At 68.2% G+C, this 25,509-nt stretch carries 19 protein-coding genes; 10 read left to right on the top strand and 9 right to left on the bottom strand.

Going from position 1 to position 25,509, the window contains the following annotated elements; genetic code table 11:
- Positions 1–400 precede the first annotated feature (400 nt).
- Positions 401–4,285 carry a phosphoribosylformylglycinamidine synthase gene (purL, locus tag BLS66_RS07390; RefSeq protein WP_244152966.1) on the bottom strand — a complete coding sequence of 1,295 codons (3,885 nt, stop codon included), beginning with the start codon at positions 4,283–4,285 and terminating at the stop codon, positions 401–403.
- An 819-nt stretch (positions 4,286–5,104) separates the two neighbouring features.
- Between purL and BLS66_RS07385 the strand changes: the two genes are divergently transcribed.
- Complete coding sequence (locus tag BLS66_RS07385) at positions 5,105–7,204, top strand: glycosyl hydrolase family 18 protein (protein ID WP_049465129.1); 2,100 nt, start codon at positions 5,105–5,107, stop codon at positions 7,202–7,204.
- 55 nt (positions 7,205–7,259) lie between these two features.
- On the opposite strand, the gene BLS66_RS07380 is transcribed toward BLS66_RS07385, so the two are convergent.
- On the bottom strand, positions 7,260–8,042 hold the full coding sequence (locus tag BLS66_RS07380; RefSeq protein ID WP_049465127.1) for a thioredoxin fold domain-containing protein: 783 nt from the start codon (positions 8,040–8,042) through the stop codon (positions 7,260–7,262).
- Between the two features lie 100 nt (positions 8,043–8,142).
- Positions 8,143–9,120: a site-specific tyrosine recombinase XerD gene (gene xerD / locus BLS66_RS07375; RefSeq protein WP_049465125.1), complete on the bottom strand. Its 978-nt coding sequence runs from the start codon at positions 9,118–9,120 to the stop codon at positions 8,143–8,145.
- Between the two features lie 56 nt (positions 9,121–9,176).
- Here xerD and BLS66_RS07370 point away from each other — a divergent pair, with 56 nt between their 5' ends.
- Positions 9,177–9,668, top strand: a complete 492-nt coding sequence (locus BLS66_RS07370; RefSeq protein WP_049465123.1) for an RDD family protein — start codon at positions 9,177–9,179, stop codon at positions 9,666–9,668.
- Between the two features lie 54 nt (positions 9,669–9,722).
- On the opposite strand, the gene lptG is transcribed toward BLS66_RS07370, so the two are convergent.
- Both lptG and lptF read right to left on the bottom strand, forming a co-directional pair.
- Complete coding sequence (gene lptG, locus BLS66_RS07365) at positions 9,723–10,829, bottom strand: LPS export ABC transporter permease LptG (RefSeq protein WP_074725545.1); 1,107 nt, start codon at positions 10,827–10,829, stop codon at positions 9,723–9,725.
- Positions 10,826–11,908, bottom strand: a complete 1,083-nt coding sequence (gene lptF, locus BLS66_RS07360) for an LPS export ABC transporter permease LptF (protein WP_049465119.1) — start codon at positions 11,906–11,908, stop codon at positions 10,826–10,828. The genes lptG and lptF overlap by 4 nt, the downstream gene beginning before the upstream one ends.
- Positions 11,909–12,012: 104 nt before the next feature.
- On the opposite strand from lptF, the gene BLS66_RS07355 reads away from it, so the two are divergent.
- From BLS66_RS07355 to BLS66_RS07340, 4 genes are all read left to right on the top strand, one after another.
- Positions 12,013–13,491 (top strand): leucyl aminopeptidase, encoded by a 1,479-nt coding sequence (locus tag BLS66_RS07355; RefSeq protein WP_053462115.1) that lies wholly within the window; start codon positions 12,013–12,015, stop codon positions 13,489–13,491.
- Positions 13,492–13,573: 82 nt separating this feature from the next.
- The gene (locus BLS66_RS07350; RefSeq protein ID WP_049418512.1) at positions 13,574–13,999 is read left to right on the top strand and encodes a DNA polymerase III subunit chi; all 426 of its coding nucleotides are present in this window, start codon (positions 13,574–13,576) and stop codon (positions 13,997–13,999) included.
- A gap of 72 nt (positions 14,000–14,071) precedes the next feature.
- A complete protein-coding gene (locus BLS66_RS07345) occupies positions 14,072–16,900 on the top strand; it encodes a valine--tRNA ligase (protein ID WP_074725544.1) in 2,829 nt (942 codons plus the stop codon).
- A gap of 124 nt (positions 16,901–17,024) precedes the next feature.
- Positions 17,025–17,846 carry an EamA family transporter gene (locus BLS66_RS07340; RefSeq protein ID WP_074725543.1) on the top strand — a complete coding sequence of 274 codons (822 nt, stop codon included), beginning with the start codon at positions 17,025–17,027 and terminating at the stop codon, positions 17,844–17,846.
- A gap of 45 nt (positions 17,847–17,891) precedes the next feature.
- Here the strand turns inward: BLS66_RS07340 and rimI are convergent, their stop codons facing one another.
- Genes rimI through pssA form a run of 3 tightly spaced genes read right to left on the bottom strand, consistent with a single transcriptional unit; the run spans position 17,892 to position 19,662 of the window.
- Entirely contained in the window at positions 17,892–18,389 is a 498-nt protein-coding gene (gene rimI, locus BLS66_RS07335) for a ribosomal protein S18-alanine N-acetyltransferase (RefSeq protein ID WP_053462112.1), read from the bottom strand.
- Positions 18,386–18,889, bottom strand: a complete 504-nt coding sequence (locus tag BLS66_RS07330) for a hypothetical protein (RefSeq protein ID WP_057494127.1) — start codon at positions 18,887–18,889, stop codon at positions 18,386–18,388. Before BLS66_RS07330 ends, rimI begins: the two co-directional genes overlap by 4 nt.
- A complete protein-coding gene (gene pssA / locus BLS66_RS07325; protein WP_049465105.1) occupies positions 18,886–19,662 on the bottom strand; it encodes a CDP-diacylglycerol--serine O-phosphatidyltransferase in 777 nt (258 codons plus the stop codon). The genes BLS66_RS07330 and pssA overlap by 4 nt, the downstream gene beginning before the upstream one ends.
- An 80-nt stretch (positions 19,663–19,742) precedes the next feature.
- Here pssA and BLS66_RS07320 point away from each other — a divergent pair, with 80 nt between their 5' ends.
- The 3 genes from BLS66_RS07320 (at position 19,743) to BLS66_RS07310 (ending at position 22,943) form a co-directional block, all read left to right on the top strand.
- Positions 19,743–20,117 carry a DUF4124 domain-containing protein gene (locus tag BLS66_RS07320; protein WP_064239604.1) on the top strand — a complete coding sequence of 125 codons (375 nt, stop codon included), beginning with the start codon at positions 19,743–19,745 and terminating at the stop codon, positions 20,115–20,117.
- Positions 20,118–20,633: 516 nt separating this feature from the next.
- A complete protein-coding gene (locus tag BLS66_RS07315) occupies positions 20,634–22,337 on the top strand; it encodes a proline--tRNA ligase (RefSeq protein WP_064237611.1) in 1,704 nt (567 codons plus the stop codon).
- A 222-nt stretch (positions 22,338–22,559) separates the two neighbouring features.
- Entirely contained in the window at positions 22,560–22,943 is a 384-nt protein-coding gene (locus BLS66_RS07310) for an H-NS histone family protein (RefSeq protein ID WP_010480700.1), read from the top strand.
- Between the two features lie 91 nt (positions 22,944–23,034).
- On the opposite strand, the gene BLS66_RS07305 is transcribed toward BLS66_RS07310, so the two are convergent.
- Positions 23,035–24,294, bottom strand: coding sequence for a threonine/serine exporter family protein (locus BLS66_RS07305; RefSeq protein WP_046428410.1), 1,260 nt, complete (start codon positions 24,292–24,294; stop codon positions 23,035–23,037).
- Positions 24,295–24,386: 92 nt separating this feature from the next.
- Here BLS66_RS07305 and BLS66_RS07300 point away from each other — a divergent pair, with 92 nt between their 5' ends.
- Entirely contained in the window at positions 24,387–25,508 is a 1,122-nt protein-coding gene (locus BLS66_RS07300) for an MlaE family ABC transporter permease (RefSeq protein WP_049465308.1), read from the top strand.
- The last annotated feature ends 1 nt before the right edge of the window (position 25,509 follow it).

Genomic DNA, 25,509 nt, shown 5'->3' with positions numbered 1-25,509 from the left:
GCCACCGCCGGGCCGTGCGGCCCAACGTCCCCCCTGGGGGCGTCTATTCGCGTGATTTACTGCGGGTATTGCCGAACGGCGCGCAGCGACAGAAACCCGAGCGCATGCGCCAAGCGGTTACTGCGAAATGAATGATTCTGAAACGGGCTTCAAGTGTTAACGGCAACTTTGGAGAACGTCAAGACTTTGACACGACAAATCCTATTGCCGTGAAGCAGTTCACTATTTCACGGGTTTATAAAAGGATTTCGTTATGCAGACGTGACGAACGGCTGGCGCATGAAAATCGATGTAACTAGCGGGCGCGACTGGAGTTTCACACGCGCAAAGAAAAACCCGCTGGCAATGCAGCGGGTTTTTCCATACGCGATGGCATTGCGCCCTGCGCGGGATGATGCGATCAGCCGCACCACACCCGTGCATTGCGGAACATGCGCATCCACGGCGAATCCCCCTGCCATTCGGCGGGCGCCCAGCTCAGGTTGAGCGCGCGCGGGGTGCGCTCCGGGTGCGGCATCATGATGGTGACGCGACCGTCGCTGCTGGTGAGGCCGGTGATGCCGTCCGGCGAACCGTTCGGATTCAGCGGATACTGGCTGGCAACGTTGCCATGGCCATCGATGTAGCGCAGCGAGACGCGGGCCGCGGCCTGGTCGACGGCCGTGTCGAACACCGCCTGGCCTTCACCATGCGCCACCGCCACCGGCAGGCGCGAGCCGGCCATGCCACGCAGCAGGATCGACGGCGACTCCACCACTTCCAGCAGCGCGGTACGGGCTTCGAACTGCTCGCTGGCATTGCGGCGGAACTGCGGCCAGTGCTCGGCACCCGGAATGATGCCCTTGAGCTGGCTCATCATCTGGCAGCCGTTGCACACGCCCAGCGCGAAGCTGTCTTCGCGCGCGAAGAACGCGGCGAAGGCATCACGCAACGCACTGCGCTCCAGGATCGAGGTGGCCCAGCCACGGCCGGCACCGAGCACATCGCCATAGCTGAAGCCACCACAGGCGACCAGGCCGGTGAACTCCTGCAGCGCCACGCGGCCTTCGATCAGGTCGCTCATGTGCACGTCGAAGGCACGGAAGCCGGCACGTTCGAAGGCGTTGGCCATTTCAATCTGGCCGTTGACGCCCTGCTCGCGCAGCACCGCCACGCGTGGACGCGCACCGGTGCTGATGAACGGTGCTGCGACATCTTCGTTGAGATCAAAGCTGAGCTTCGGCTTCAGGCCCGGTGCGCTGAAGGCACGTGCCACCTCGCGCTCGGCGTCGGCATTGGCCGGATTGTCGCGGCGCTTCTGCATCGCGTGAGTGACCGACCACCAGGCGTCGAACAGCGCTTCCCAGCGCCATTCGGCCAGGTTGCCACCGCCCAGCGACACACGCACCACCGGTGCGGTGGTCGGTTTGGCGATGCGCTGTGCGCATTCGGTCAGTGCATGGCGCTCGACCAGGTCAGCGAACGCGGCGCGGTCTTCGCGTGCGATCTGCACCACCGCACCCAGTTCCTCATTGAACAGGCTGCGGAACGGATCATCGCCCCACGCATCGAGGGTGATGTCCAGGCCCATCCGCGAGGTGAAGGCCATTTCGCACAGCGCGGCGAAGGCACCACCGTCGCTGCGGTCGTGGTAAGCCAGCAGCAGGCCGGCCTGGCGCGCATCGCGGATCAGCTCGAAGAAACCCCGCAGGCGCTGCGGGTCGTCCAGGTCCGGGGCGGCACCGGCGAAGGCCGGCAGGTCGCCATGGTCGGCGTGCACCTGGGCCAGGATCGAACCGCCCAGGCGCTGCTTGCCGGCCCCCAGGCCGATCAGCCACAGCTCGCTTTCCACGTCGCGGTCGAGCAGCGGGGTCAGCTGCTGGCGCACATCGGCCACCGGCGCGAACGCCGAGATCACCAGCGACACCGGCGACACGCTCTTGTGCGCTTCGCCCTGGTCGTGCCACTGCGCCTGCATCGACAGCGAGTCCTTGCCCACCGGGATGCTGATGTCCAGCTGCGGGCACAGTTCCATGCCCACCGCCTTCACCGCGTCGTACAGCAGCGCGTCTTCGCCCGGGTGGCCGGCCGCGGCCATCCAGTTCGCCGACAGCTTGATCTCATCCAGCGCATCGACCGGGGCCGCGCACAGGTTGGTCAGCGCTTCGCCCACCGCCATGCGCGCCGAAGCCGCCGCATCGAGCAGGGCCAGCGGGGTGCGCTCGCCGATCGACATCGCCTCACCGGCCACGCCGTCGAAGTCGGCCAGGGTGATCGCCACATCGGCCACCGGCAGCTGCCACGGGCCGACCATCTGTTCGCGCGCGGTCAGGCCGCCGACGCTGCGGTCGCCGATGGTGACCAGGAAATTCTTCGAAGCCACGGTCGGGTGCGCCAGCACGCGCAGGCCGGCCTCATGCAGGTCCAGGCCGCCGGTCTTCAGCGCCGGCCAGCGCGGTGCCGGCGGATGTGCGGTGTCGCGATGCATCTTCGGCGGCTTGCCGAACAGCACGTCCATCGGCAGATCGATCGGTGCATCGGCCGGGGTGTGGCCCGGCTCGGCGCCGTAGGCCACCACCAGATGCTCTTCAGCGGTGGCCACGCCGACGGCCGCGAAGGGGCAGCGTTCGCGGGCGCACAGCGCGGCGAACTCGGCCAGGCGTTCCTGGGCCACGCCCAGCACGTAGCGTTCCTGCGACTCGTTGCACCACAGCTGCATCGGCGACAGCGACGGATCATCGGTGGGCACCTTGCCCAGGTCGATGACACCACCGACGTTCGAGTCGTGCAGCAGTTCGGGGATGGCGTTGGACAGGCCACCGGCGCCGACGTCGTGGAAGAACTTGATCGGGTTGTTGGCGCCCATCGCCACGCAGCGGTCGATGACCTCCTGGCAGCGGCGTTCCATTTCCGGGTTGTCGCGCTGCACGCTGGCGAAGTCCAGGTCCTCGGCGCTTTCACCGGAGGCCACCGAACTGGCGGCACCGCCGCCCAGGCCGATCAGCATCGCCGGCCCGCCGAGCACGATGACAGCATCACCGGCCTGCAGCGGGATCTTGTCGACCTGGATGCGGTCGATCGCGCCGAGGCCACCGGCCAGCATGATCGGCTTGTCGTACGCGCGCACCAGATCGGCGCCTTCGGGCAATTCGAAGCTGCGGAAGTAGCCGAGCAGGTTGGGGCGGCCGAACTCGTTGTTGAACGCGGCGCCGCCGAGCGGGCCGTCGGTCATGATTTCCAGCGCCGGCGCCATGCGCGGGTTCAGCGCGCGCGGCGCTTCCCACGGCTGCGGCAGCTCGGGGATGCGCAGGTGCGAGACCGAGAAGCCGGTCAGGCCCGCCTTCGGCTTGCCGCCACGGCCGGTCGCGCCCTCGTCGCGGATCTCGCCACCGGCACCGGTCGAGGCACCGGGGAACGGCGCGATCGCGGTCGGATGGTTGTGCGTTTCCACCTTGATCTGGAAGGCGCTGGGTACCTGCGGCTCGCGGCGGTATTCGCCACTGGCCGGATCGGGACGGTAGCGCGAGGCCGGATGGCCTTCGATCACCGCAGCGTTGTCGCTGTACGCGCTGAGCGTGTGCTGCGGGGTCTGCTGGTGGGTGTTCTTGATCATCCGGAACAGCGAGCGGTCCTGTTCCTGGCCGTCGATGGTCCAGCTGGCATTGAAGATCTTGTGCCGGCAGTGCTCGGAATTGGCCTGCGCGAACATCATCAGTTCCACGTCCGACGGCGACCGGCCCAGCGCGGTGAAGCGTTCACGCAGGTAGTCGATCTCGTCCTGGGCCATGGCCAGGCCGAGGCGCTGGTTGGCGGCCTCCAGCTGGTCCACCGGCACGCGTTCCAGCTCACCCCGCGCCGGCGCGGAGAACAGCGCCTGGCCCTGCTCGACCGTTTCCAGCACCGACTGCGTCATCGGATCGTGCAGCGCCTTGGCCAGCGCCTGCTGGGCGGCGGCATCGGCCGGCCAGCCCTGCACGTCGATGCGCAGGCCGCGCTCGACCCGGCTCACCGGCTGGCCGGCACCGCGCACCAGTTCGGTGGCCTTGCTCGACCACGGTGACAGCGTGCCCAGGCGCGGCACCACGATGCGGCTGACCGCGCCGTCGGCCACGGCCTCGCCCTGCGGCGCTGCTTCGAGGATGCGGCACAGGGTGGCCAGGTCGGGGGCGGCACTGCCTTCGGGCTGCACGAAGTAGACGTGCCAGGCACCGCTGATGCGCAGGGAGGGAGCGATGGACTGCAGGCGGGATTCAAGACGTTCGCGGCGGAACGGCGACAGGGCGGGCGCGCCCTCGAGGACCATCATGTCCGGGGAACCGTAGTTGGGAAACGGGCCCGACATTGTACCGGAAGCAGGGGGATGGCTTTGGCCGGGCGGCGCCCGGCACCCGCCGAGGCCAGGGCAACAGCAACAGCAGCAGCAACGGCCCAAGCAAAAGCTGGGTTCCCGTGGGATGGCGGGGTGGTGGGGGCCAGCAGGACACGCCGTAAACCCATCCATGGGGGCTCGATGGCGCCATCCATGGCGCCAACGGTCCTGCTGGCCCCCACCACCCCGCCCCCGACAGATTTCCGCGATCTGCGGCCATGCGTGAATGCTCCCCGGTAGTGCCGGCCGCTGGCCGGCAACCAGGAAATGTCAGAAATCAGGCATTGAAGAGCGCAGCGACCGGCTTTTGCTTTGATTTTTTGTTCTGTCTTTCGTGGCTGGCCGCGCAGGAACCTGTCCGTGGCCGGGCGGGTGGGCTGCGCAGGGGCGTGAGCCGCATGGATGCGGCGACCGAGCTTACATGGACGTACTTGCAGCGCCCCCTGCGCAGCCCACCCGCCCGGCCAATCCCCAGAAATCCGCTGTTCGCGGCAAGCCCCAGCCACGAGGGGGCTCCGCCGATGGCCGCCGACTGCGCGCCAGCGCCGCTTTCCGCCCAAATCGCCGAACCATGCGCTTGCTCACGGATTGACCACGCAATTGATGACAACGTTGTCCCCACCTGGTGCCGGACTCTCTCCCCGGCCTCCCAGGTGCCTCCGTCCGGCCCCTCCGTCGCCTTCCCGGGCGACGCCCGGACCTGCGTCACGCGCGGCGCCATCGGGGCCCGCGCGCCCTTTGATCGGAGACTCACCCATGTACGACCCGATTGTGCGCAGTGCCGAACGTTCGACCCGAAGCTGTCGTCCCCGCCACCTGGCCTGGCTACTTGCCCTGGCCGCCGGTACCGCCGCCCTGCCCGGCCTGGCGCAGGCCGCCAGCTGTGCCGGGGTGGCGCAGTGGGACCAGGCCAAGATCTACCGGGCCGGCGACACCCTGCAGAAAGGAGGCGTCCTCTATCGGGCGAACCAGGACATCTGGAACGCGCCGCCGGACCATCCGGCCGGTGCGCCCTACTACACCAACCTCGGCGCCTGCGATGGCGGCGGCGTCAACCAGCCGCCGGTGGTCAGCCTGACCTCGCCGGCCAACGGTGCCACCTTCAGTGCCGGCAGCACGGTCAACGTGACCGCCACCGCCAGTGATCCGGACGGCAGCGTCGCCAAGGTCGAGTTCTTCCGCGATGGCAGCACGCTCGGCGTGGCCACCAGTGCGCCGTATGCGGCCAGCTGGGCCAATGCCAGTGCCGGCAGCCACACCCTGCGCGCGGTCGCCACCGACAACAACAACGCCACCGCCAGCACCGCGACGATCACCATCACCGTCAACGCCGCCGGTGGCGACACCACCGCACCGAGCGTGCCGGGCGGGCTGGCGGTCGGCACCCGTACCGCCAACAGCATCGCCCTCAGCTGGAGCCCGTCCACCGACAACACCGGCGGCAGTGGCCTGGCCGGCTATGACGTGTACCGCAACGGCAGCCTGGTCGGTTCGCCGTCCAGCGCCAGCTACGTCGATGGCGGGCTGACTGCATCGACCACCTACCGCTACCGCGTACGTGCCCGCGACAACGCCGGCAATGCCTCGGCACAAGGCACCGAGATCAGCGCCACCACGCTGGCCGGTGACGGCGGCACCACCGGCAAGCGGGTCATCGGCTACTTCACCCAGTGGGGCATCTATGGCCGCAACTACCGGGTCAAGAACATCGACAGCAGCGGCTCGGCCGCGCGCCTGACCCACATCAACTACGCGTTCGGCAACGTGCGCAACAACCGCTGCGAAGTGGGCATCACCCAGCCGTCGGATCCGAACAGCGGTGCCGGTGGCGATGCCTTCGCCGACTACACCAAGGCCTTCAGTGCCGCCGAGAGCGTCAGCGGCAGTGCCGATACCTGGGACCAGCCGCTGCGTGGCAACTGGAACCAGCTCAAGCAGCTCAAGGCCAAGTATCCGAACCTGAAGGTACTGATCTCGCTGGGTGGCTGGACCTGGTCGCGCGGCTTCTCCAGCGCGGCGCGTCCGGAAAACCGCCAGGCGTTCGTCGCCTCGTGCATCGACGCCTACATCAAGGGCAACCTGCCGGTGACCGACGGTGCCGGTGGTGCCGGTGCCGCGCTGGGCGTGTTCGACGGCATCGACATCGACTGGGAATACCCGGTGGCCTGCGGCATCGAATGCGGCAAGCCGGAAGACAACGCCAACTTCACCGCGCTGATGGCCGAGTTCCGCCGCCAGCTTGATGCAGTGCGTCCGGGCCTGTTGCTGACGGTGGCGGTGGGTGCGGGCATCGACAAGATCCGCGTCACCGATCCGGCCGCGTACCACCCGTACCTGGACTACATCAACGTGATGACCTACGACTTCCACGGCGCGTGGGATGCGAAGACCAATCACCAGTCGGCGCTGTTCGATTCGCCCAATGATCCGTCCACCGGCGACCAGAAGCTGTACAACAGCAACGACGCCATCGAGGCCTTCATCAGCCGTGGCGTGCCCGCCGCCAAGCTCAACCTGGGCATCGGCTACTACGGGCGTGGCTGGACCGGTGTGGCCAATGCCAACAACGGCCTGTACCAGACCGCGAGCGGTGCCGCCCCGGGTACCTACGAGGCCGGCATCGAGGACTGGAAGGTGCTGAAGAACCTGGCGTGGCCGGGCTACACCGACAACACCGCCGGCGCCACCTGGATCTACAACGGCAGCACGTTGTGGAGCTTCGACACCCCGGCCAACATCACCCGCAAGATGGGTTACGTGAAGACCCAGGGCCTGGGCGGTGCATTCGTCTGGGAGTTCAGCGGTGACGATGCGCAGGGCACGCTGACCAAGGCGGTCAGTGATGGCCTGAAGTAATAAAAAAGCCGGGGATGCGATACACGCATCCCCGGCCTCCTGCCTGCAGCGCCGATCAGCGCTTGGCCGACAGCTTTTCCAGCGCCGCACGCAGCTGTGCCGGCGGCAGGTAACCGCCCAGCTGGGTGCCATCCGGCGCGAAGATCGCCGGCGTGCCATTCACGCCCAGCTGCTGGCCAAGCGCGTACTGCATCGCCACCGGGTTGGTGCAGTTCTTGGCCGGCACGCTGCCGCCGCGCTTGGCGTTGGTCAGGGCCTGGCGACGATCCGCTGCGCACCAGACCGAAATCATGTCGGTGTAGTCCTTGCTGCCCAGCCCCATGCGCGGGAACGCGAGATACTCGACGGTGATGCCGTTGCGGTTGAGCTCGGCGATGTCCTGGTGCAGCTTGCGGCAGTATCCGCACTCGATGTCGGTGAACACGCTGATGGTGTATTTCGCGTTCGGCGCGGCGAACACGATGCGATCGCCGTGGTTGGCCTTGGCCAGCAGGCCGCGACGGTAGCCGAGCAGGCCTTCGCTGTTGGCCGGGCCCTTGGCACGGGTGTCGTAAGGCTGCGACTGGAACAGGTAGCGGCCGTCATCGGACACGTACAGCAGCTGGCCGGACACCACCACCTCGCGGAAGCCCGGGAACGGCGCAGCACCGATGTAGTCGACCTGGAAGCCCGGGTTGAGCGCGGTCAACGCGGCACGGACCGCCTGGTCGGCCGGTGCGTTCGCGGCCGGGCTGGCCTTGGCCGCAGCGGTAGGCGCCTTGGCGGCCGGCGGGGCCGGCTGGGCGCAGGCGGTCAGGCTGAGCGCACCGAACACGGCGGCGATGGCAAATCGGAGCATGGAACGATCCGCAGCAGAAGAAGATCCCGGATTCTGACACAGCCGCCGGCAGCGGGCCGCGCTGCCACGGACGGGCCCGGGCAGCGATTCAGGCCCGCGCTCAGCCGCGTGGATGGTGGCGGGCATGCAGCTTCTGCAGGTGTTCGCGCGCCACCAGGGTGTAGATCTGGGTGGTGGATAGCGAGCTGTGCCCGAGCAGCATCTGCAGCGCGCGCAGGTCGGCACCCCGGTTGAGCAGATGGGTGGCGAAGCTGTGCCGCAGCCCATGCGGACTGATCCGTGCCGGGTCGATGCCAGCCACCTGCGCGTGGCGCTTGACCAGGTGCCAGAATGCCTGCCGGGTCAGCGCCTGCAGGGTCGGCTCGATGAACAACGGGGTCTGCCCATCGGGCAGGGCCTGCACCTTGCCCTTGCCGACCAGCTGCGGGCGCGACTGCTGCAGGTAACGCTCCAGCCAGTGCTGCGATTCCTCGCCCAACGGCACCAGCCGTTCCTTGCTGCCCTTGCCGGTGACCCGCAGCACGCCCTGGCGCAGGTTGACCGCGGTGGCCGGCAGCAGCACCAGCTCGCTGACGCGCAGGCCGGCGGCGTACATCAGCTCCAGCATGGCGCGGTCGCGCAGCCCCAGCGGGCTGTCGATGTCAGGCGCCGCCAGCAGCGCATCGATCTGGCTTTCGGCCAGCGCCTTGGGCAGCAAGCGTGGCAGCTTGGGCGGATCCAGCAGCGCGCTGGGATCCTCGCTGCGTTCGCCACGGCGCACGCCATCGGCGAAGAAGGCCCGCAGCGCCGACAACAACCGCGCATTGCTGCGCGGCGACCAGCCATGGCGGGTGCGCCAGGCCAGGTAATCGAACAACCCCGGGCGCTCGATGCCGGCCAGGCCACCGTCACGTCCATCCATCCAGCGCGCCAGGCCTTCCAGATCGCGGCGGTAGCTGTCGAGGGTGGCGCGGGCCAGGCCATTCTCGGCCCAGATCGCATCGAGGAAGCGCTGGATGCGTGCGCTGTCGTCGGCGCGCAGTTCGGGCAGTTGCTGGACCAGCTGGCGGCGTTCGGCGGGGGTGGAAACAAGGGCCATGCGTGCAGGATACGAGGGCCACTGCGGGCACGGCCAGCTTTGCGTATGCTCGGCGCATGTCCCGCCCCGCCACCGACACGGCCCCTGCAGCCGCCAGCGAACTGCCCCGCCCGCGCGCACTGCTGCCGTGGCGCCTGCTGGCAATGGTCTACGACGCGTTGCCGGTGCTGGCGCTGTGGATGCTGGCCGGCACGTTGTTCACCCTGGCCTACACCTTCAGCGGCCACGCGCAGCGCGAGAACATCGCGCCCTTCAGTGCCTGGCAGTGGCTGCTGTGGGCGACCTGCTGGGTCATCACCGGCTGGTACGCCACTGCCAGCTGGCGTCGCGGCGGGCAGACGCTGGGCATGCGCCCGTGGCGGCTGAAAGTGCAATCGCGCGATGGCACGCCGTTGCGGCGCGGCCAGCTATGGCGGCGCTTCGCCATTGGCACGCTGTCACTGCTGCTGGGCGGGCTGGGATTCTGGTGGGCGTGGCTCGACCGCGAACGGCTGACCTGGCACGACCGCGCCAGCGGTACCCGCCTGGTGCGCATGCCCAAGCGGTGATGCGTCACCTTTCAATCCGATCCTGCGCAGCGCTCGGCGCTACACCAACGAGGGTCAGCCCGATTTGCGCCGGAACAACAGTCCGGACACGGCCAGCATGACGATCGGCGGCAGCGCATAGGCAATGCGGTAATCGAACTTCAGCGCGCCGGCCATGCGACCGAAGAACAGCTGCAGCAGCCAGAAGCCCAGCGCGAACAGAATGCCCAGGAACAGGCGCTTGCCCATGCCGCCACTGCGCAGCGACCCGAACGCGAACGGCACCGCCGCCAGGCACAGCGCCAGCACGTTCACCGGGTAGAACCAGCGGCTCCAGTACACATCCTCGAAATCACGCGCATCCAGCCCGTTGCGCTGGCGGTAGGCGATGCTGGTGCTCAGCTCGGCCACGCTGAGATTGCGCGGCTTGGCGATGCCGGTGGCCAGCGCCGCCGCATCCAGCTTCGAGTTCCACGGCTCACGCGCCACTTCCTGGCGGGTGGCCGAGCGCTCGCCGAAGGTATCGCGGCGCACACCGGTCAGCACCCAGCCGTCCTTGTCATGCTCGGCCGTGGCCGCATGGGTCAGCGAGGCGATGTTGCCGTCTTCGGCGATCCGGTACAGGCGCACGTCGCGCAGGATCAGCCGCGTGCCCTTGTCGCCCACCAGCTGCTCCTCGCCGCTCTGGGCGTTGAGGAAGGTGTCGCCTTCGCGCGCCCACAGCCCCGAGTACCGGGTGGTGGAGATGTCACGGCCCCACTTGGCGCTGGACTTCAGTGCGTCGGCGCGGTCCTGGCCCCACGGGCCCAGCGTCTCGGCGCTGAGCACCATCACCGCGGTCAGCAGCGACAGCGCGATCGCCACCGACACGCTCAGGCGCTTGCGCGACAGGCCCAGCGCACGCAGGGCGGTCAGCTCCGAGGTCGCCGCCAGCTGGCCCAGGCCCATCAGTGCACCGATCACCGCGGCGGTCGGGAACATCGTGTAGGCGCGGCGCGGCACCGTGTACAGCACCCAGGCAGCGGCATGGCCCAGCGTATAGCCGTTCTTGCCGATGTCCTTGAACTCGCCGGAGAAGGCCATCACCACGTCCAGGCCGACCAGCACCGCCCAGGTCAGCAGCACCGTGGTGAACACCGAGCGACCCAGGTACAGGTCGAAACGCATCGGGCGCAGCCTCATGCGCGGGCTCCCTTCGGGCGGCCCAGGCGGCCATCACGTACATACATCCAGATCGCCAGCGCCAGCAGCGGCACCGTCAACCACCACAGGCCAAGCGCGGCCGGAATCTTGCCGTTGGCGATCCAGCCACTGCCGATGAACATCAGGTTGGTACCCACCATGTAGGCCATCAGGGCCAGCATCATGCGGCCATAACGCTGCTGGCGCGGCGAACTGCGGCCCAGCGGCACGGTCAGCAGGGCGAAGGCGAGCGCGATCAGCGGCGGTGCCAGGCGGCGATGCAGCTGCGCCTGCGCCTGCGGGCGCGCATCGCCGATCAGCTGCAGGGTGGGCATCAGTTCCGGGTCGTCCTCGGTGCGGGTCTGCGCGCCGTCGGGCAGGGCCACGTCGTTGCGGGCAAAGGTCGCCAGCCGGTAATCGAGCGCCCCGGCCACCGGCCCCTCCACCTGGTGGCCATCATCCAGCTCCAGGAAACGCTGGCGGGTGCCCTCGAAGTACATGCGGCCGCTGTTGGCCGACACCACTTCCAGGCGGTCGTCCTTCTGCCGCTGCAGGAACACCTTGCCCAGCTGGGTGCCGTCGGGCGAGATCGAGGACAGGTAGACCACGCCGCCGTTGGGCAGCGGCGTGAAACGGCCCGGCTCCAGGCCGGCCATCAGCACGCTGCGGTTGGCCTCGATGATCATCTGCTCGGCCACCCGGCCGGCCCACGGGCCCAGCCACAGCGAGCAGGCGCCGACCAGCAGCACCACCGGCACCACCAGCATCAGCAGCGGCCGCAGCAGCCGCTTGGGGCCCACCCCGATCGCGGTGATGACCGCCATCTCCGAGTCGCGGTACAGGCGGGCAATGGCCAGCAGCAGGCCCAGCATCAGCGCCAGCGGCAGGATCAGCGGCAGGTAGGCGATGAACTGCAGGCCCAGCTGCGAGAACAGCAGCTTGGCCGGCAGGCGCCCGTCGGCGATGTTGCCGAGGATGTCCACCAGCACGCCGCCCACGCTGACCACCAGCAGGACGATCAGGGTAGCCAGGAAACTCTGGACGAAATCGCCCAGCAGGTATCGGTCGAGCTTCAGCATGGGGCGGTGGTTTAAACTCTGGGGTTCGTTCGCGGTGCCGCCCAGTCTACTGTCTGGGCGTAAACGGCCTGCGATTGTACGGACTCGCCAATGGAATCTGCTCAATGGCCCTCGAATTCACCCTGAACCACGTTGCTCCGGCCGCCGCCACCGTTGATTGCCTGGTGGTCGGTGCGTATGCCGACCATACCCTGACCCCGGCCGCGCAGGCCCTGGACGCCGCCAGCGGTGGCCGCCTGGCCGCTCTGGCCCAGCGTGGCGACCTGTCCGGCAAGACCGGCGCGACCACCCTGCTGCACGACTTGCCGGGCGTGACCGCGCCGCGCGTGCTGGTGGTCGGCCTGGGCGACGCCGCCCGCTTCGGCGTGCCGCAGTACCTGAAGGCCGTGGGCGATGCGGTGCGCGCGCTGAAGGCCGGTGCCGCCCGCAGCGCGCTGTTCACCCTGTCCGAAGTGGCCGTGAAGGACCGCGATGCGGCCTGGGCGATCCGCCAGGCGGTGATCGCCGCCGATCACGCCGCGTATCGCTACACCGCCACCCTGGGCAAGAAGAAGGCCGACGATGCCGGCCTGGCCCAGCTCGCCATTGCCGGTGACGACGCCCAGGCGCTGGCCCAGGGCCAGGCGATCGCTGCCGGTGTCGAGTTCGCCCGCGAACTGGGCAACCTGCCGCCGAACTACTGCACCCCGGCCTACCTGGCCGAGGTCGGCGTGAAGTTCGCCGGCGAGCACGACGGTGCCGAAGCCGAGATCCTCGACGAGCACCAGATGGAAGCGCTGGGCATGGGCTCGCTGCTGGCGGTGGCCCGTGGTTCGGCCAACCGCCCGCGCCTGGTCGTGCTGAAGTGGAACAATGGCGGCGACGCCAAGCCCTATGTGCTGGTCGGCAAGGGCATCACCTTCGATACCGGTGGCGTCAACCTGAAGACTCAGGGCGGCATCGAAGAGATGAAGTACGACATGTGCGGTGGCGCCAACGTCATCGGCACCTTCGTCGCGGCGGTCAAGGCCAAGCTGCCGCTGAACCTGGTGGTGGTGGTGCCGGCGGTGGAAAACGCCATCGACGGCAACGCCTACCGTCCGTCCGACGTGATCACCTCGATGTCGGGCAAGACCATCGAAGTCGGCAACACCGACGCCGAAGGCCGCCTGATCCTGTGCGACGCACTGACCTACGCGCAGCGCTTCGAACCGGCCGCGCTGGTCGACGTCGCCACCCTGACCGGTGCCTGCATGGTCGCCCTGGGCCACCAGACCGCCGGCCTGATGAGCAAGCACGACGACCTGGCCAGCGAGCTGCTGGCCGCCGGCGAGCAGGTGTTCGACCGCGCCTGGCGCCTGCCGCTGTGGGACGAATACCAGCCGATGCTGGATTCGACCTTCGCCGACGTCTACAACATCGGCGGCCGCTGGGCCGGCGCGATCACCGCCGGCTGCTTCCTGTCGCGCTTCACCGAAGGCCAGCGCTGGGCCCACCTGGACATCGCCGGCGTGGCCAGCGATGAAGGCAAGCGCGGCATGGCCACCGGCCGCCCGGTCGGCCTGCTGAGCCAGTGGCTGCTGGACCAGGTCGCCCGCGCCTGATGCCGTACCCGACCCTGGCCGGCAGACGCCGGCCGGGGCCTCGCCCGGCACTGCCGGGCCCCTGCCTGACCCGGACCCTGCCATGCCCCGCGCCGACTTCTACCTGATCGCCAAGCCCCGCTTCCTGACCGAGCCCCTGCGCCTGGTCTGCGAACTGGCGCGCAAGGCCAACGACGCCGGGCTGTTCACCCTGGTACTGGCCCGCGACCAGGCCCAGGCCGAGGAGCTGGACGAGCTGCTGTGGGCCTTCGACAACGATGCCTACATCCCGCACCAGATTGCCGGGGAAGACATGGACGAGGAAGAAGCCCTGGTGCTGATCGCCGTGCCCGGCACCGAGGCACCGGCGCGTCCGCTGGTGATCAACCTGCGCGACGCGCCCTGGCTGGGCCAGTGCGAGCGCGTGCTGGAAGTGGTTCCGGCCGATCCGGAAGCGCGCGAACCGCTGCGCGAGCGCTGGCGCCAGTACAAGGCGGCCGGTTACGACCTGAACAAGCACGACATGTAAGCGCGCCCCGGCCCCCTTGATGGGCCGCCGCCGTGCCCTGATCCTTCAACGATTACCTCCTGGTTCCCCCGCATGACCCAACTCGCCTCCAGCTACGACCCGACGTCCTTCGAGACCGACCTCTACGAGGCCTGGGAGAAGGCCGGCCACTTCAAGCCGTCCGGCACGGGCGAGCCGTACACCATCCTGCTGCCGCCGCCGAACGTGACCGGCACGCTGCACATGGGCCACGCGTTCCAGCAGACCCTGATGGATGCGCTGGTGCGCTACCACCGCATGCGCGGCTACGACACGCTGTGGCAGGTCGGTACCGACCACGCCGGCATCGCCACCGAAATGGTGGTCAGCCGCAACCTGGCGCTGGAAGGCAAGGGCGAGACCCGCGACTCGCTGGGCCGCGAAGGCTTCATCGGCAAGGTCTGGGAGTGGAAGCAGCAGTCCGGCGACACCATCGAGCGCCAGATGCGTCGCCTCGGCACCTCCGCCGACTGGTCGCGCAGCACTTTCACCATGGACCCGCAGCCGTCGGCGGCGGTCAACGAAGCGTTCGTGCGCTGGTACGAGCAGGGCCTGATCTACCGCGGCCAGCGCCTGGTCAACTGGGACCCGGTGCTGAAGACCGCCATTTCCGACCTGGAGGTGGAGAGCGCCGAGGAAGATGGCTTCCTGTGGTCGATCGCCTACACGCTCGATGAAGGCCTGAGCTACGAGCACGTCGAGCGCGATGCCGACGGCGTGGAAACCCTGCGCGAAACCCGCGACTACCTGGTGGTCGCCACCACCCGCCCGGAAACCCTGCTGGGCGATACCGCGGTGATGGTGCACCCGGAAGATGCGCGCTACGCGCACCTGATCGGCAAGAGCGTGGTGCTGCCGCTGACCGGCCGCCGCGTGCCGGTGATTGCCGACGAGTACGTGGACCGCGCGTTCGGCACCGGCGTGGTCAAGGTCACCCCGGCCCATGATTTCAATGACTATGAAGTCGGCGTGCGCCACAGCCTGCCGATGATCAACCTGTTCACCCCGGTGGCGGCGCTGAACGAGAACGCGCCCGAGCGCTTCCAGGGCCTGGACCGTTATGACGCGCGCAAGGCCGTACTGGCCGAACTGGAAGACCTCGGCATCCTGGTCGAAACCAAGGCGCACAAGCTGCAGGTGCCGCGCGGCGACCGTACCGGCCAGGTGATCGAGCCGTACCTGACCGACCAGTGGTTCGTGAAGATGGACGAGCTGGCCAGGCGTGGCCTGGAACTGGTCGAGGACGGAAGCATTGCCTTCGTGCCGCCGAACTGGATCAACACCTACCGCCACTGGATGAACAACATCCAGGACTGGTGCATCAGCCGCCAGCTGTGGTGGGGCCATCGCATTCCGGCGTGGTTCGACGCCGCTACCGGCACCTGCTACGTCGGCCGCAGCGAAGAGGAGGTGCGGGCAAAGCACAACCTGGGCAGCGAGGTGGTGCTGAACCAGGAAAGCGACGTGCTGGAGACCTGGTTCTCTTCGCAGCTGTGGCCGTTCTCCACCCTGGGCTGGCCCAACGAACAGGCCATGGCCGAGCGCGGCTTCGACCGCTACCTGCCGTCGTCGGTGCTGATCACCGGCTTCGACATCATCTTCTTCTGGGTGGCGCGCATGATCATGGCCACCGACAACCTGGTCGGGAAGATCCCGTTCAAGGACGTCTACTTCACCGGCCTGATCCGCGACGGCCAAGGCCAGAAGATGTCCAAGAGCAAGGGCAACGTGCTCGACCCGCTGGACATCATCGACGGCATCAGCATCGACGACCTGGTCGCCAAGCGCACCGGCGGCCTGATGCAGCCGAAGATGGTAGAGAAGATCGAGAAGGCCACCCGCAGGGAATTCCCGGACGGCATTGCGGCCCACGGCGCCGATGCGCTGCGCTTCACCATCGCCGCGCTGGCCACCCACGGCCGCGACATCAAGTTCGACATGAACCGCGCCGAGGGTTACAAGAACTTCTGCAACAAGCTGTGGAACGCCAGCCGCTTCGCGCTGATGAACACCGAAGGTGCTGCGTTCACCGGCGTGCCGAAGCCGCGCACCGATGCCGAGCGCTGGATCCTCGCGCGCCTGGCCGCCACCACCGCCGAGGCACAGGGCCATTTCGCCGCCTATCGTTTCGACCTGCTGGCGCAGTGCCTGTACGAATTCGCCTGGAACGCGTTCTGCGACTGGTTCCTGGAACTGAGCAAGCCGGCGCTGAACGGCGCCGACGCCGCCGACGCCGAGAGCACCCGCCACACCCTGCTGTACGTGCTGGAAGCGCTGCTGCGCCTGCTGCACCCGCTGACGCCGTTCATCACCGAACAGCTGTGGCAGCAGCTGGCGCCGCGCCTGGGCCTGGCCGAAACCACGCTGTCGTTGCGCCCGTACCCCACCGCCGCCGAGTTCGAGGGCGATTTCGCCCAGGCCGAGGCCGACGTGGAATGGCTGAAGGCGGTGATCAGTGCGGTGCGTCGCGTGCGCAGCGAACTGAACGTCGCGCCGTCCAGGCAGGTGCCGCTGCGCCTGCAGGCCGGCCTGGCGCAGGACCGGGTGCGCATCGAGCGCTTCAGCGCCTCGCTGTCGTTCCTGCTGAAGCTGGACAGCATCCAGTGGCTGGCCGAAGGCGAAAGCGCGCCGCCGGCTGCCGCCGCGATCGTGGGCGAGCTGAAGCTGCTGGTGCCGCTGGAAGGCCTGGTCGATCTTGATGCCGAGCGTGCGCGCCTGGACAAGGAAATCAAGCGCGTGGAAGGCGAACAGGAAAAGAGCGAGACCAAGCTGGCCAGGTTCACCGACAAGGTGCCGCCGGCGGTGGTCGAGCAGGAACGCGTGCGCCTGGTCGACTGGAACACCCAGCTGGCCGGCCTGCGCGAGCAGCGCGCGAAGCTGTAACCGCCGCAGGGAAACGCCGGGCACTGCCCGGCGTTTCCTTCTGTAGAGTCGAGCGGTGCTCGACGCATGACAGCAGTCGAGCATGGCTCGACTCTGCATTTCTCTCGCATGGCATCATCACCGGATGCCGATTTCCATCTTCCTGCTGGTCCTCGCTGCCGCGGCGCTGCATGCCAGCTGGAACGCGATCGTCAAACGCGGGCCGGACAAGTTCCTCGGCACGGTGCTGGTTACCGGAAGCGCAGCGCTGCTGTCCGCCGCTGCGCTGCCCCTGCTGCCGTTCCCGGCCGCGCACAGCTGGCCCTGGCTGGCCGCGTCGGTGCTGCTGCAGGTGACCTACTACGGATTGGTCGCGCGCTGTTACCAGCAGGTCGACATGAGCCTGGCCTATCCGCTGATGCGTGGCTGCGCGCCGATCCTGGTCGCACTGGCGGGCACGCTGCTGGGTGAGACGCTGCCGGCGGCAGCCTGGCTCGGGGTGGTGCTGGTAAGCACCGGCATCCTGTGCATGGCGCTGGGTGCACGGCGCGGCCAACTGCGACTGCCGCTGCTGACCGCAGCGATGATCGCCACCTACACGCTGGTCGACGCGCACGGCGCACGCCAGTCCGGCAACGCGCTCAGCTACACGTTGTGGTTGTTCCTGCTGTCGGGCATCCCGCTGCCGCTGTGGGCGGTGTACACGCGCGGCAGCGCGGTGCTGCACTATGCACGGCAGCATTGGCCGCTGGGGCTGGCCGGCGGCGTCGGCACCACCGCCTCCTATGCGATGGCGCTGTGGGCCATGACGCAGGTGCCGGTGGCGATGGTCTCGGCGCTGCGCGAATCCTCGATCCTGTTCGCGCTGCTGATCTCGGTGTTCCTGCTGCGCGAACGGATACCCCGCGCGCGCTGGCTGGCAGCGGTGCTCATCGTCGGCGGTGTGCTGGCGTTGCGCCTGGCGTGAGCGACGCATCGGCAGTGCCGGCCGCTGGCCGGCAACCCTTCTCCGTCACAGCGGCGGCATCGCCTGCAGGTCGCCGTCGACCAGCTCGATGGCCATCACCACCGCATCCTCGCGGCCCTGTGCAGCCGGGTAGTAGCGCGGGCGTCGGCCGATCTCGTTGAAGCCTTCGCTGTGGTACAGCGCCAATGCCGGCGTATTGGATGGGCGCACTTCCAGGAACACGCGCTGTGCGCCGCGATCGGCGGCCAGCCGTACCAGCGCGCGCAGCAGCTGGCGGCCCAGCCCGCGCGACTGCGCCAGCGGATCGATGCAGATGTTCAGCACGTGCGCTTCATCGGCGGCGATGCTGAGCACGCCATAGCCGACCAGCAGGCCATCGCGCTCCATCGCCAGGCCGGGATAGCCGGCGCGCAGGCAGTCGATGAAGATGCCGCGGGTCCAGGGGAAGGGATAGCCCCGCAGCTCGATCGCCATCACGGCATTGAGGTCGCTCTCGCGCAGCGCGCGCAGGCTGACCGGACCGGGCCGGGTCACCGCGCTCATGGCGTTCCCCGCTTGCGCAGGGCTCGCAGCTGCGGCCACAGCGCACGCTTGGCCGCCGGATCGCGGCGCAGCTGGTCCAGCGGCCAGCTGTCCATCAGCGCCTGCGTGGCCGGGTCATTCGGGTTGCAGCCGGACGCGCGCAGCAGCGCGATCTGCAGACGGTCCGGCAGGCGCACCACCGGTTCCCGCGCGGTGCCGCTGGGCAACGGTCGCTCAGCGGCCGGCACGGTGTCCGGCGCCCTGACCGGCGTTTCGCGGCGCGGCGGTGCCGGGCGTTGCTGGCCGGTGGCGGGCGCCGGCCTGGCCGGCAGTGCGCGCGCCGCCTCCAGCGGCGGCACCGGGTGTGGCGGGGCAACGCTGGCCTCGGCTTCGGCCACGCTCAACTGCAGCGCGGCGTCCAGCTCGGCCGCAAGCTGGCCGTCGTGATAGACGGTGTAGCCCATGGCCTGCAGCCAGGCCTGCTGGGCCGGGGACCACAGCACGGGCAGGTCCTGGCTCACGCCGCCTCGGTTTTCTTGCGCAGGCGCTGCACGGCCCACATCACCGGGCCGGACAAGGCGTACAGGATGCCGACCGCGAACAGCACGCGCGGCAGGTCGATGACTGCAATGGCGATGGCCACCGGCACCAGTGCCAGCACCAGGAACGGCACGCGGTCCGAACGGGTGCCCTTGGCACCGCCGCCCTTGAAGCTCCAGAAGCGGATGCGGCTGACCATCAGCAGCGCAGCGATGATCGTCACCGCCAGCGCCACATAGCGCAGCTGGTTGCCGTCCCAGCCCAGGTTGCCATCGGCAAAGGCCCAGACGAAGGACATCATCAGGCCCGCTGCGGCCGGGCTGGCCAGGCCGACGAACCAGCGTTTGTCGACCACCGCCACCTGGGTATTGAAGCGGGCCAGGCGCAGTGCCGCGCAGGCCGCATACAGGAAGGCCACGGCCCAGCCGACGCGGCCGAGCAGCGGATCGTCGAACTTCAGCCACGACAGCGACCAGTGGTACATCACCAGCGCCGGGGCCATGCCGAAGCTGACCAGGTCGGCCAGCGAGTCGTACTGCACGCCGAATTCGCTGCTGGTGCCGGTCAGGCGCGCCACGCGCCCGTCCAGGCCATCCATCACCGCCGCCACGAACACGGCGATGCTGGCGTTGACGAAATCCCCATTGGCCGCGGCGATGATCGCGTAGAAGCCGGCGAACAGGCCGGCGGTGGTGAACAGGTTGGGCAGCAGGTAAATCGTGCGCGAGCGCGGCGGCGGTGTGATCGGGTCCATGGAATCCAGTTTAATCGACTTGCCAGCGGTCGGCGCCAATGCTGCAATCGATGTTCTGCGCCCATTCCGTGGAGTCTGCCATGCGTGCCCTGTCCTGCCTTGGATGCCTGCTGCTGTTGGTCAGTGCCAACGCCGTGGCCGGTCCCGTCTACAAATGGAAGGACGCCCGGGGCGTGACCCAGTACTCGGAGACCCCGCCGGCGGGCCGGAAGTACGAGACCCGCGAGCAGGCGCGCACCCCGCAGGCCGCAGCCAGCAGCGAGGCCCCGGCCGCGCCGGTCCCCGAGCAGTGCAGCACGGCCCGGGCCAACCTGGCCCTGCTGGACGGCGGTGGCCAGGTGATGCAGGACACCGATGGCGATGGCAAGGCCGATACCCCGTTGACCCCGGAGCAGCACACCGCGCAGAGGGGATTGGCGGAGGCGGCCATCAAGGCTTACTGCCCAGCACAGTGAGGGTATCGGCAGGGCTTGCAGCCCTGCGCCCGCAGAGGCAACAGCAAGGGCAACAGCCGGCTCTGGGCTTTCTGTGGGGTTGGGCGGGGCGGTGTGGGATTGCGGGGACGCCGTAAACCCGTCCATGGGGGCTTGGCCGCGGCATCCATGCCGCGGACACCCCGCAATCCGACACCGCCCCGCCTTCGACAGTTTCCCGGTGACGGTGGTAGATCCACGCCATGCGTGGATGAAATCTGTCGGATCTCGAATTGAATCCGGGGTCAGATCCGTTTTCCTGCGGAAAACGGATCTGACCCCGGGAGCCATTTCGACAGCTCGCAGGAAACTGTCTAAGGCGGGGTGGGTCCGGTTGGGGGGCATGAGCCGCATAACCCGTTGTTGCTTCGGCTGTTGCTTCTGAGGTTGCCGGCCAGCGGCCGGCACTACCGCGGGTGCAGGGCGCAGCCCTGCCGATACCCCTCCCCCCGGCCGGGCTGGCAGAATAGAGGTCTCTGCCGTTATCCGAAGCCGACGATGCGCCTCTCCCAGTTCCACCTGCACACCACCAAGGAAACCCCCAGCGACGCCGAGCTGACCAGCCATCGGCTGATGCTGCGCGCGGGCATGATCCGCAAGCTGGCATCGGGCCTGTACACCTGGTCGCCGCTGGGCCTGCGCGTGCTGCGCAAGGTCGAGCGCATCGTGCGCGAGGAAATGGACCGGGCCGGTGCGGTGGAATTCCAGATCCCGACCATCCAGCCGAAGGAGCTGTGGGAGCAGACCGGCCGCTGGCAGAAGTTCGGCCCGCAGCTGCTGAAGATCAAGGACCGCAAGGACCAGGTGTTCTGCTACAGCCCGACCGCCGAAGAAGCCGCCTGCGACTTCGCGCGCAGCGAGCTGTCCAGCTACAAGCAGCTTCCGGTGAATTTCTACCAGGTACAGACCAAGTTCCGCGACGAGATCCGCCCGCGCTTCGGCGTGATGCGCTCGCGCGAATTCCTGATGAAGGACGCCTATTCGTTCCACCTGCACGATGAGTGCCTGGTGCGCGAATACGAGAACATGAAGTCGGCCTACAGCCGCATCTTCACCCGCCTCGGCCTGGACTTCCGCATGGTGCAGGCAGACTCCGGCGCGATCGGCGGCGATGCCTCGCAGGAGTTCCACGTGATCGCCGATTCGGGCGAGGACGCGCTGGTGTTCTCCACCGGCTCGGACTACGCGGCCAACATGGAAGCGGCGATCGCCGCCGATCCGGCACCGCGTGCCGCCGCCACCGAAGCGATGCGCAAGGTGGATACCCCCACCCAGAAGACCTGCGAGGACGTCGCTGCCCTGCTCGGCATCGACCTGCAGCGCACGGTGAAGTCGGTGGCGCTGATCGCCGGCGAAGGCGAGGCCCAGCAGTTCGTGCTGGTGCTGGTGCGTGGCGACCACGAAGTCAACGAGATCAAGCTGGCCAAGGTCGCCGGCCTGGACGAGCAGCGGTTCGCCAGCGAAGCGGAGATCGCCGAGTACCTGGGCAGCGTACCGGGCTTCCTCGGCCCGGTCGCCCCGGCCAAGGCCATCCGCGTGGTCGCCGATCGCGAAGTGGCGGCGATGTCCGACTTCGTCGTTGGCGCCAACGAGGCCGGTTTCCACCTGGCCGGCGTCAACTGGGGCCGCGACCTGCCTGAACCGGAAGTGGCCGACATCCGCAACGTGCGTGCCGGCGATCGTGCCGTGGACGGCGGCGAACTGAAGATCGCCCGCGGCATCGAGGTCGGCCATGTGTTCCAGCTCGGCCGCAAGTACGCCGAGGCGCTGGACGCCACCGTGCTGGACGAGAACGGCAAGGCAGCGGTGATGGCGATGGGCTGCTACGGCATCGGCATCTCGCGGGTTGTGGCTGCCGCGATCGAACAGAACCATGACGAGGCGGGCATCATCTGGCCGGACGCGATGGCGCCGTGGCAGGTAGTGGTGTGCGTGATCAATCCCAAGGGCGACGCCGCCGTGGCCGATGCCGCGGCTAGCCTGCTGCAGGAACTGCGCGACGCCGGCCTGGACGCCGCGCTTGACGACCGCGGCCTGCGTCCCGGCGCGATGTTCGCCGACATGGAACTGATCGGCATTCCGCATCGCGTGGTGGTCAGCGAACGTGGCCTGGCCGCCGGCACCTACGAATACCGCTCGCGCCGCGCCAGCGAAGCGGAAAGCCTGGACAAGGCCTCCCTGCTGCAGCGCCTGCAGGGCTGATCGGCAAAAAGACCGGGGCCTGCCCCGGTCTTTTTTTTCTGCCGCGGCCTTCCCCGATATTGCAGCGGACATAATCCGGTCAAAATCACCCCGACGGCGTCTGCATGCCGCCACGCCATGACCCGCCTGCATTTGTGCTGTGATTAATTCATCTCTATTCTGTCCGCCGACGCCATGGACTGGCTTGTCCCGTCCACACATTAGTTTCCGGAGTAACCGTAAATGAGCATTGACCTGACCGGCCTGTCAGCACGCGAGCTGGGCGCCCTGATCCGTACCGCCAAGAAGCAGCAGACCATCGTCGCCAAGCGCCGGCCGATCACCAAGGTCCGGGCCCAGCTGACCAAGCTGGCCAAGACCGAGGGTTACACCATCGAAGAACTGTTCGGCAGCGCCCCGGCCACGCGTGCCCGCAAGGCCGCCCCGGCCGCCAAGGCGCCGTCGAAGACCGCCGGCCGCAAGCTGGGCAAGGTGGCACCGAAATACCGCAACCCGGCCAATCCGAAGGAAACCTGGACCGGCCGTGGCAAGCAGCCGCGCTGGATGGCCGAACTGACCGCCAAGGGCAACAAGAAGCCGGAAGATTTCCTGATCAAGAAGGCCTGAGGCCGGATCGGGATGCAATGAAAAACGCCGGCGGACGCCGGCGTTTTTCATTCTCCGGTGTGTGGACCGAGGTCCACACCCACCGACATCATCACAGGGTTTTGCGGGCGGGCATCAGGAGGTTGCCGAACAGCAGGCCGGCGACCAGCGCCATCACCACGTTGAGCACGGTGAGGAACACGCTCTGGCCGGCGCCGACATCCTGTTGCTGGACCAGGGTCAGCACACCGCGCAGGCTGGTGCTGCCGGGCACCATCATGATGATGCCGGGCAGGCGGATGATCGCGCCCGGACGCCCGACCAGGCGACCGAACAGATTGCCGCCGGCAGTCAGCAGCATCGCCGACAGGAAGATGCCGGCCGGCGCGCCCCAGGCGTGGCCACCGAACTTGGAGATCGCATAGCCGGCCACCGAGGCGGCGATCACCCACGGGTAATCGCGGCGGTTGGCCTTGAACAGCATCGCGAACGCAAAGGCCGCGGTCAGCAGCGAACCCCACTCCACCCACGGTCCCTGCGGTCGCGCCGCCCGTATCACCGGGTCCAGGCCGAGCACGTCGGCCAGGGTCACCGCGATCATCGCGCCGACGCTGAGCTTCATGATGGTGGTCAGCGCGCCGGCAAAGCGCGCGGTGCCCGATACCCAGTGCTGGCTGGCCAGTTCGTTGACCGCATTGGTCAGCGACATGCCGGGCAGCAGCACCACCAGCGACGCGATGATCACCGTATTGAGGTTTAGCGCGCCGATGAAGGACGCCACCAGAGTGGCAACCATGCCGGCCAGCAGCGCGGCCAGCGCCTCGGCGGCTTCGCGGGTGGCCGGGCGGCGGTCGGTGACCATGCCGAGCAGGCCGATCATCAGGCCGATGACACCGGCGGTGGCGATGTCCAGCCACGGCAGCTTCCACATGCCGGCCACGCCAGCCGCGCCCAGGGTGAACGACAGGATCGTGCGCAGCTTGCCGCGCCGGCCCGGATCCTTGTCCAGCTGCCGCAGCGCGGTGTGGCCCTGGGCGATGCTCATCCGCCCGTTGGACACTTCTTCGGCGATATGGTCGGCAACGCTGAGCTTGTGCAGGTCGTTTTCACCGGGCGCCAGGCGGATCACGCGGGTGATGTCACTGGAGCCGATGGCCTGCGCCGGGTCGCTGAAGCTGAGGATGATACCGGTGGGATTCGACCACGGTTCACAATCCAGATCGAGCTGGCGGGCCAGTGCCACCACCGCCGTCTCCAGGCGCTGGGCCGTGGTGCCATAGCTGTGCAGGCGTCCGGCGATCTCGGAAACGAAGGCCACGCGCTGCGCGTAGGTGGCCTGGGGCGTGGGGATCGTGTGAGCATCTGCGGACATGCGCCGTAGTATTACCTAGGCAGGGGCTTACCGGAGAAATTCATCCGAGTTCGACGCGATGCCCAAGACAGAACGGTTATGCTGCGACCCGAATGGCCCACGTCACCCCGAACCTCGCCCCCCAGCTCGAACAGGATGCCCATGACCCGGGCCTGATCCACCTGTCCGGCACCTGGACCTTGAAGACCGCGCTGGCCGCGGCCGAGGTCCTGCACGGCGTTCCCGACAAGCTGACCGGCATCGATGCCACCGGCATCGAGCAGCTGGATTCGGCCGGCGTGCTGCAGGTGCTGCGCGTGGCCCATCGCGCCGATCTCCACGAAGACGCGCTGCAGTTCCGCCCGGACCACCAGGCGCTGGTATGCACCATCGAGGAAGTGGCCGATGACCGGCCCAGGGCCAAGCGCGATTTCGGCGTGCTGGCGGCACTGGAGCGGCTGGGTGTCAGCGTCCACGCCACTGGCCACAACATCAAGGCCCTGTGCAGTTTCCTCGGCGAGAACCTGGTCAAGGCGGCCCGGCTGGTCAAGGAACCGCGCCGTTTCCGGCTGACCGCCACCGTGCATCAGATGGAACAGGTGGGGCTGGATGCGGTGCCGCTGGTGGCGTTGCTGTCCTACCTGGTGGGCGCGGTGATCGCGTTCCTCGGCTCGACCATCCTGCGCGACTTCGGCGCCGAGATCTACGTGGTCGAGCTGGTCAACATCGCCTTCCTGCGCGAGTTCGCCGTGCTGCTGACCGCGATCGTGCTGGCCGGCCGTACCGCCAGTGCGTTCACCGCGCAGATCGGCGCGATGAAGGCACGCGAGGAGATCGATGCGATGCGCACGCTGGGCCTGGACCCGGTCGACCTGCTGGTGCTGCCGCGACTGCTGGCGCTGCTGGTCACCCTGCCCTTGCTGACCTTCATCGCGATGATCGCGGGCCTGGCCGGCGGCATCACCGTCGGTGCGTTCGACCTCGACATCCCGCCGCAGATGTACATCGCGCGCATGCACGAGACGATGGAAGTGCGGCACCTGCTGGTGGGTTTGTCGAAGGCGCCGGTGTTCGCGCTGGTGATCGGCCTGATCGGCTGCCTGGAGGGCCTGAAGGTCGAGGGTACCGCGCAGTCGGTCGGCGAGCGCACCACCTCCAGCGTGGTGCAGACGATCTCGCTGGTGATCATCATCGACGCCTTCGCGGCGTTGTGGTTCATGCACATGGACTGGTGAC

Origin of the sequence: Stenotrophomonas pavanii, from assembly GCF_900101175.1 — a bacterium.
In the GTDB taxonomy this organism is placed as follows: domain Bacteria; phylum Pseudomonadota; class Gammaproteobacteria; order Xanthomonadales; family Xanthomonadaceae; genus Stenotrophomonas; species Stenotrophomonas pavanii.
The sequence above is the reverse complement of the archived record's forward strand: the minus strand, read 5'-3'. Positions and strand labels throughout refer to the sequence as shown.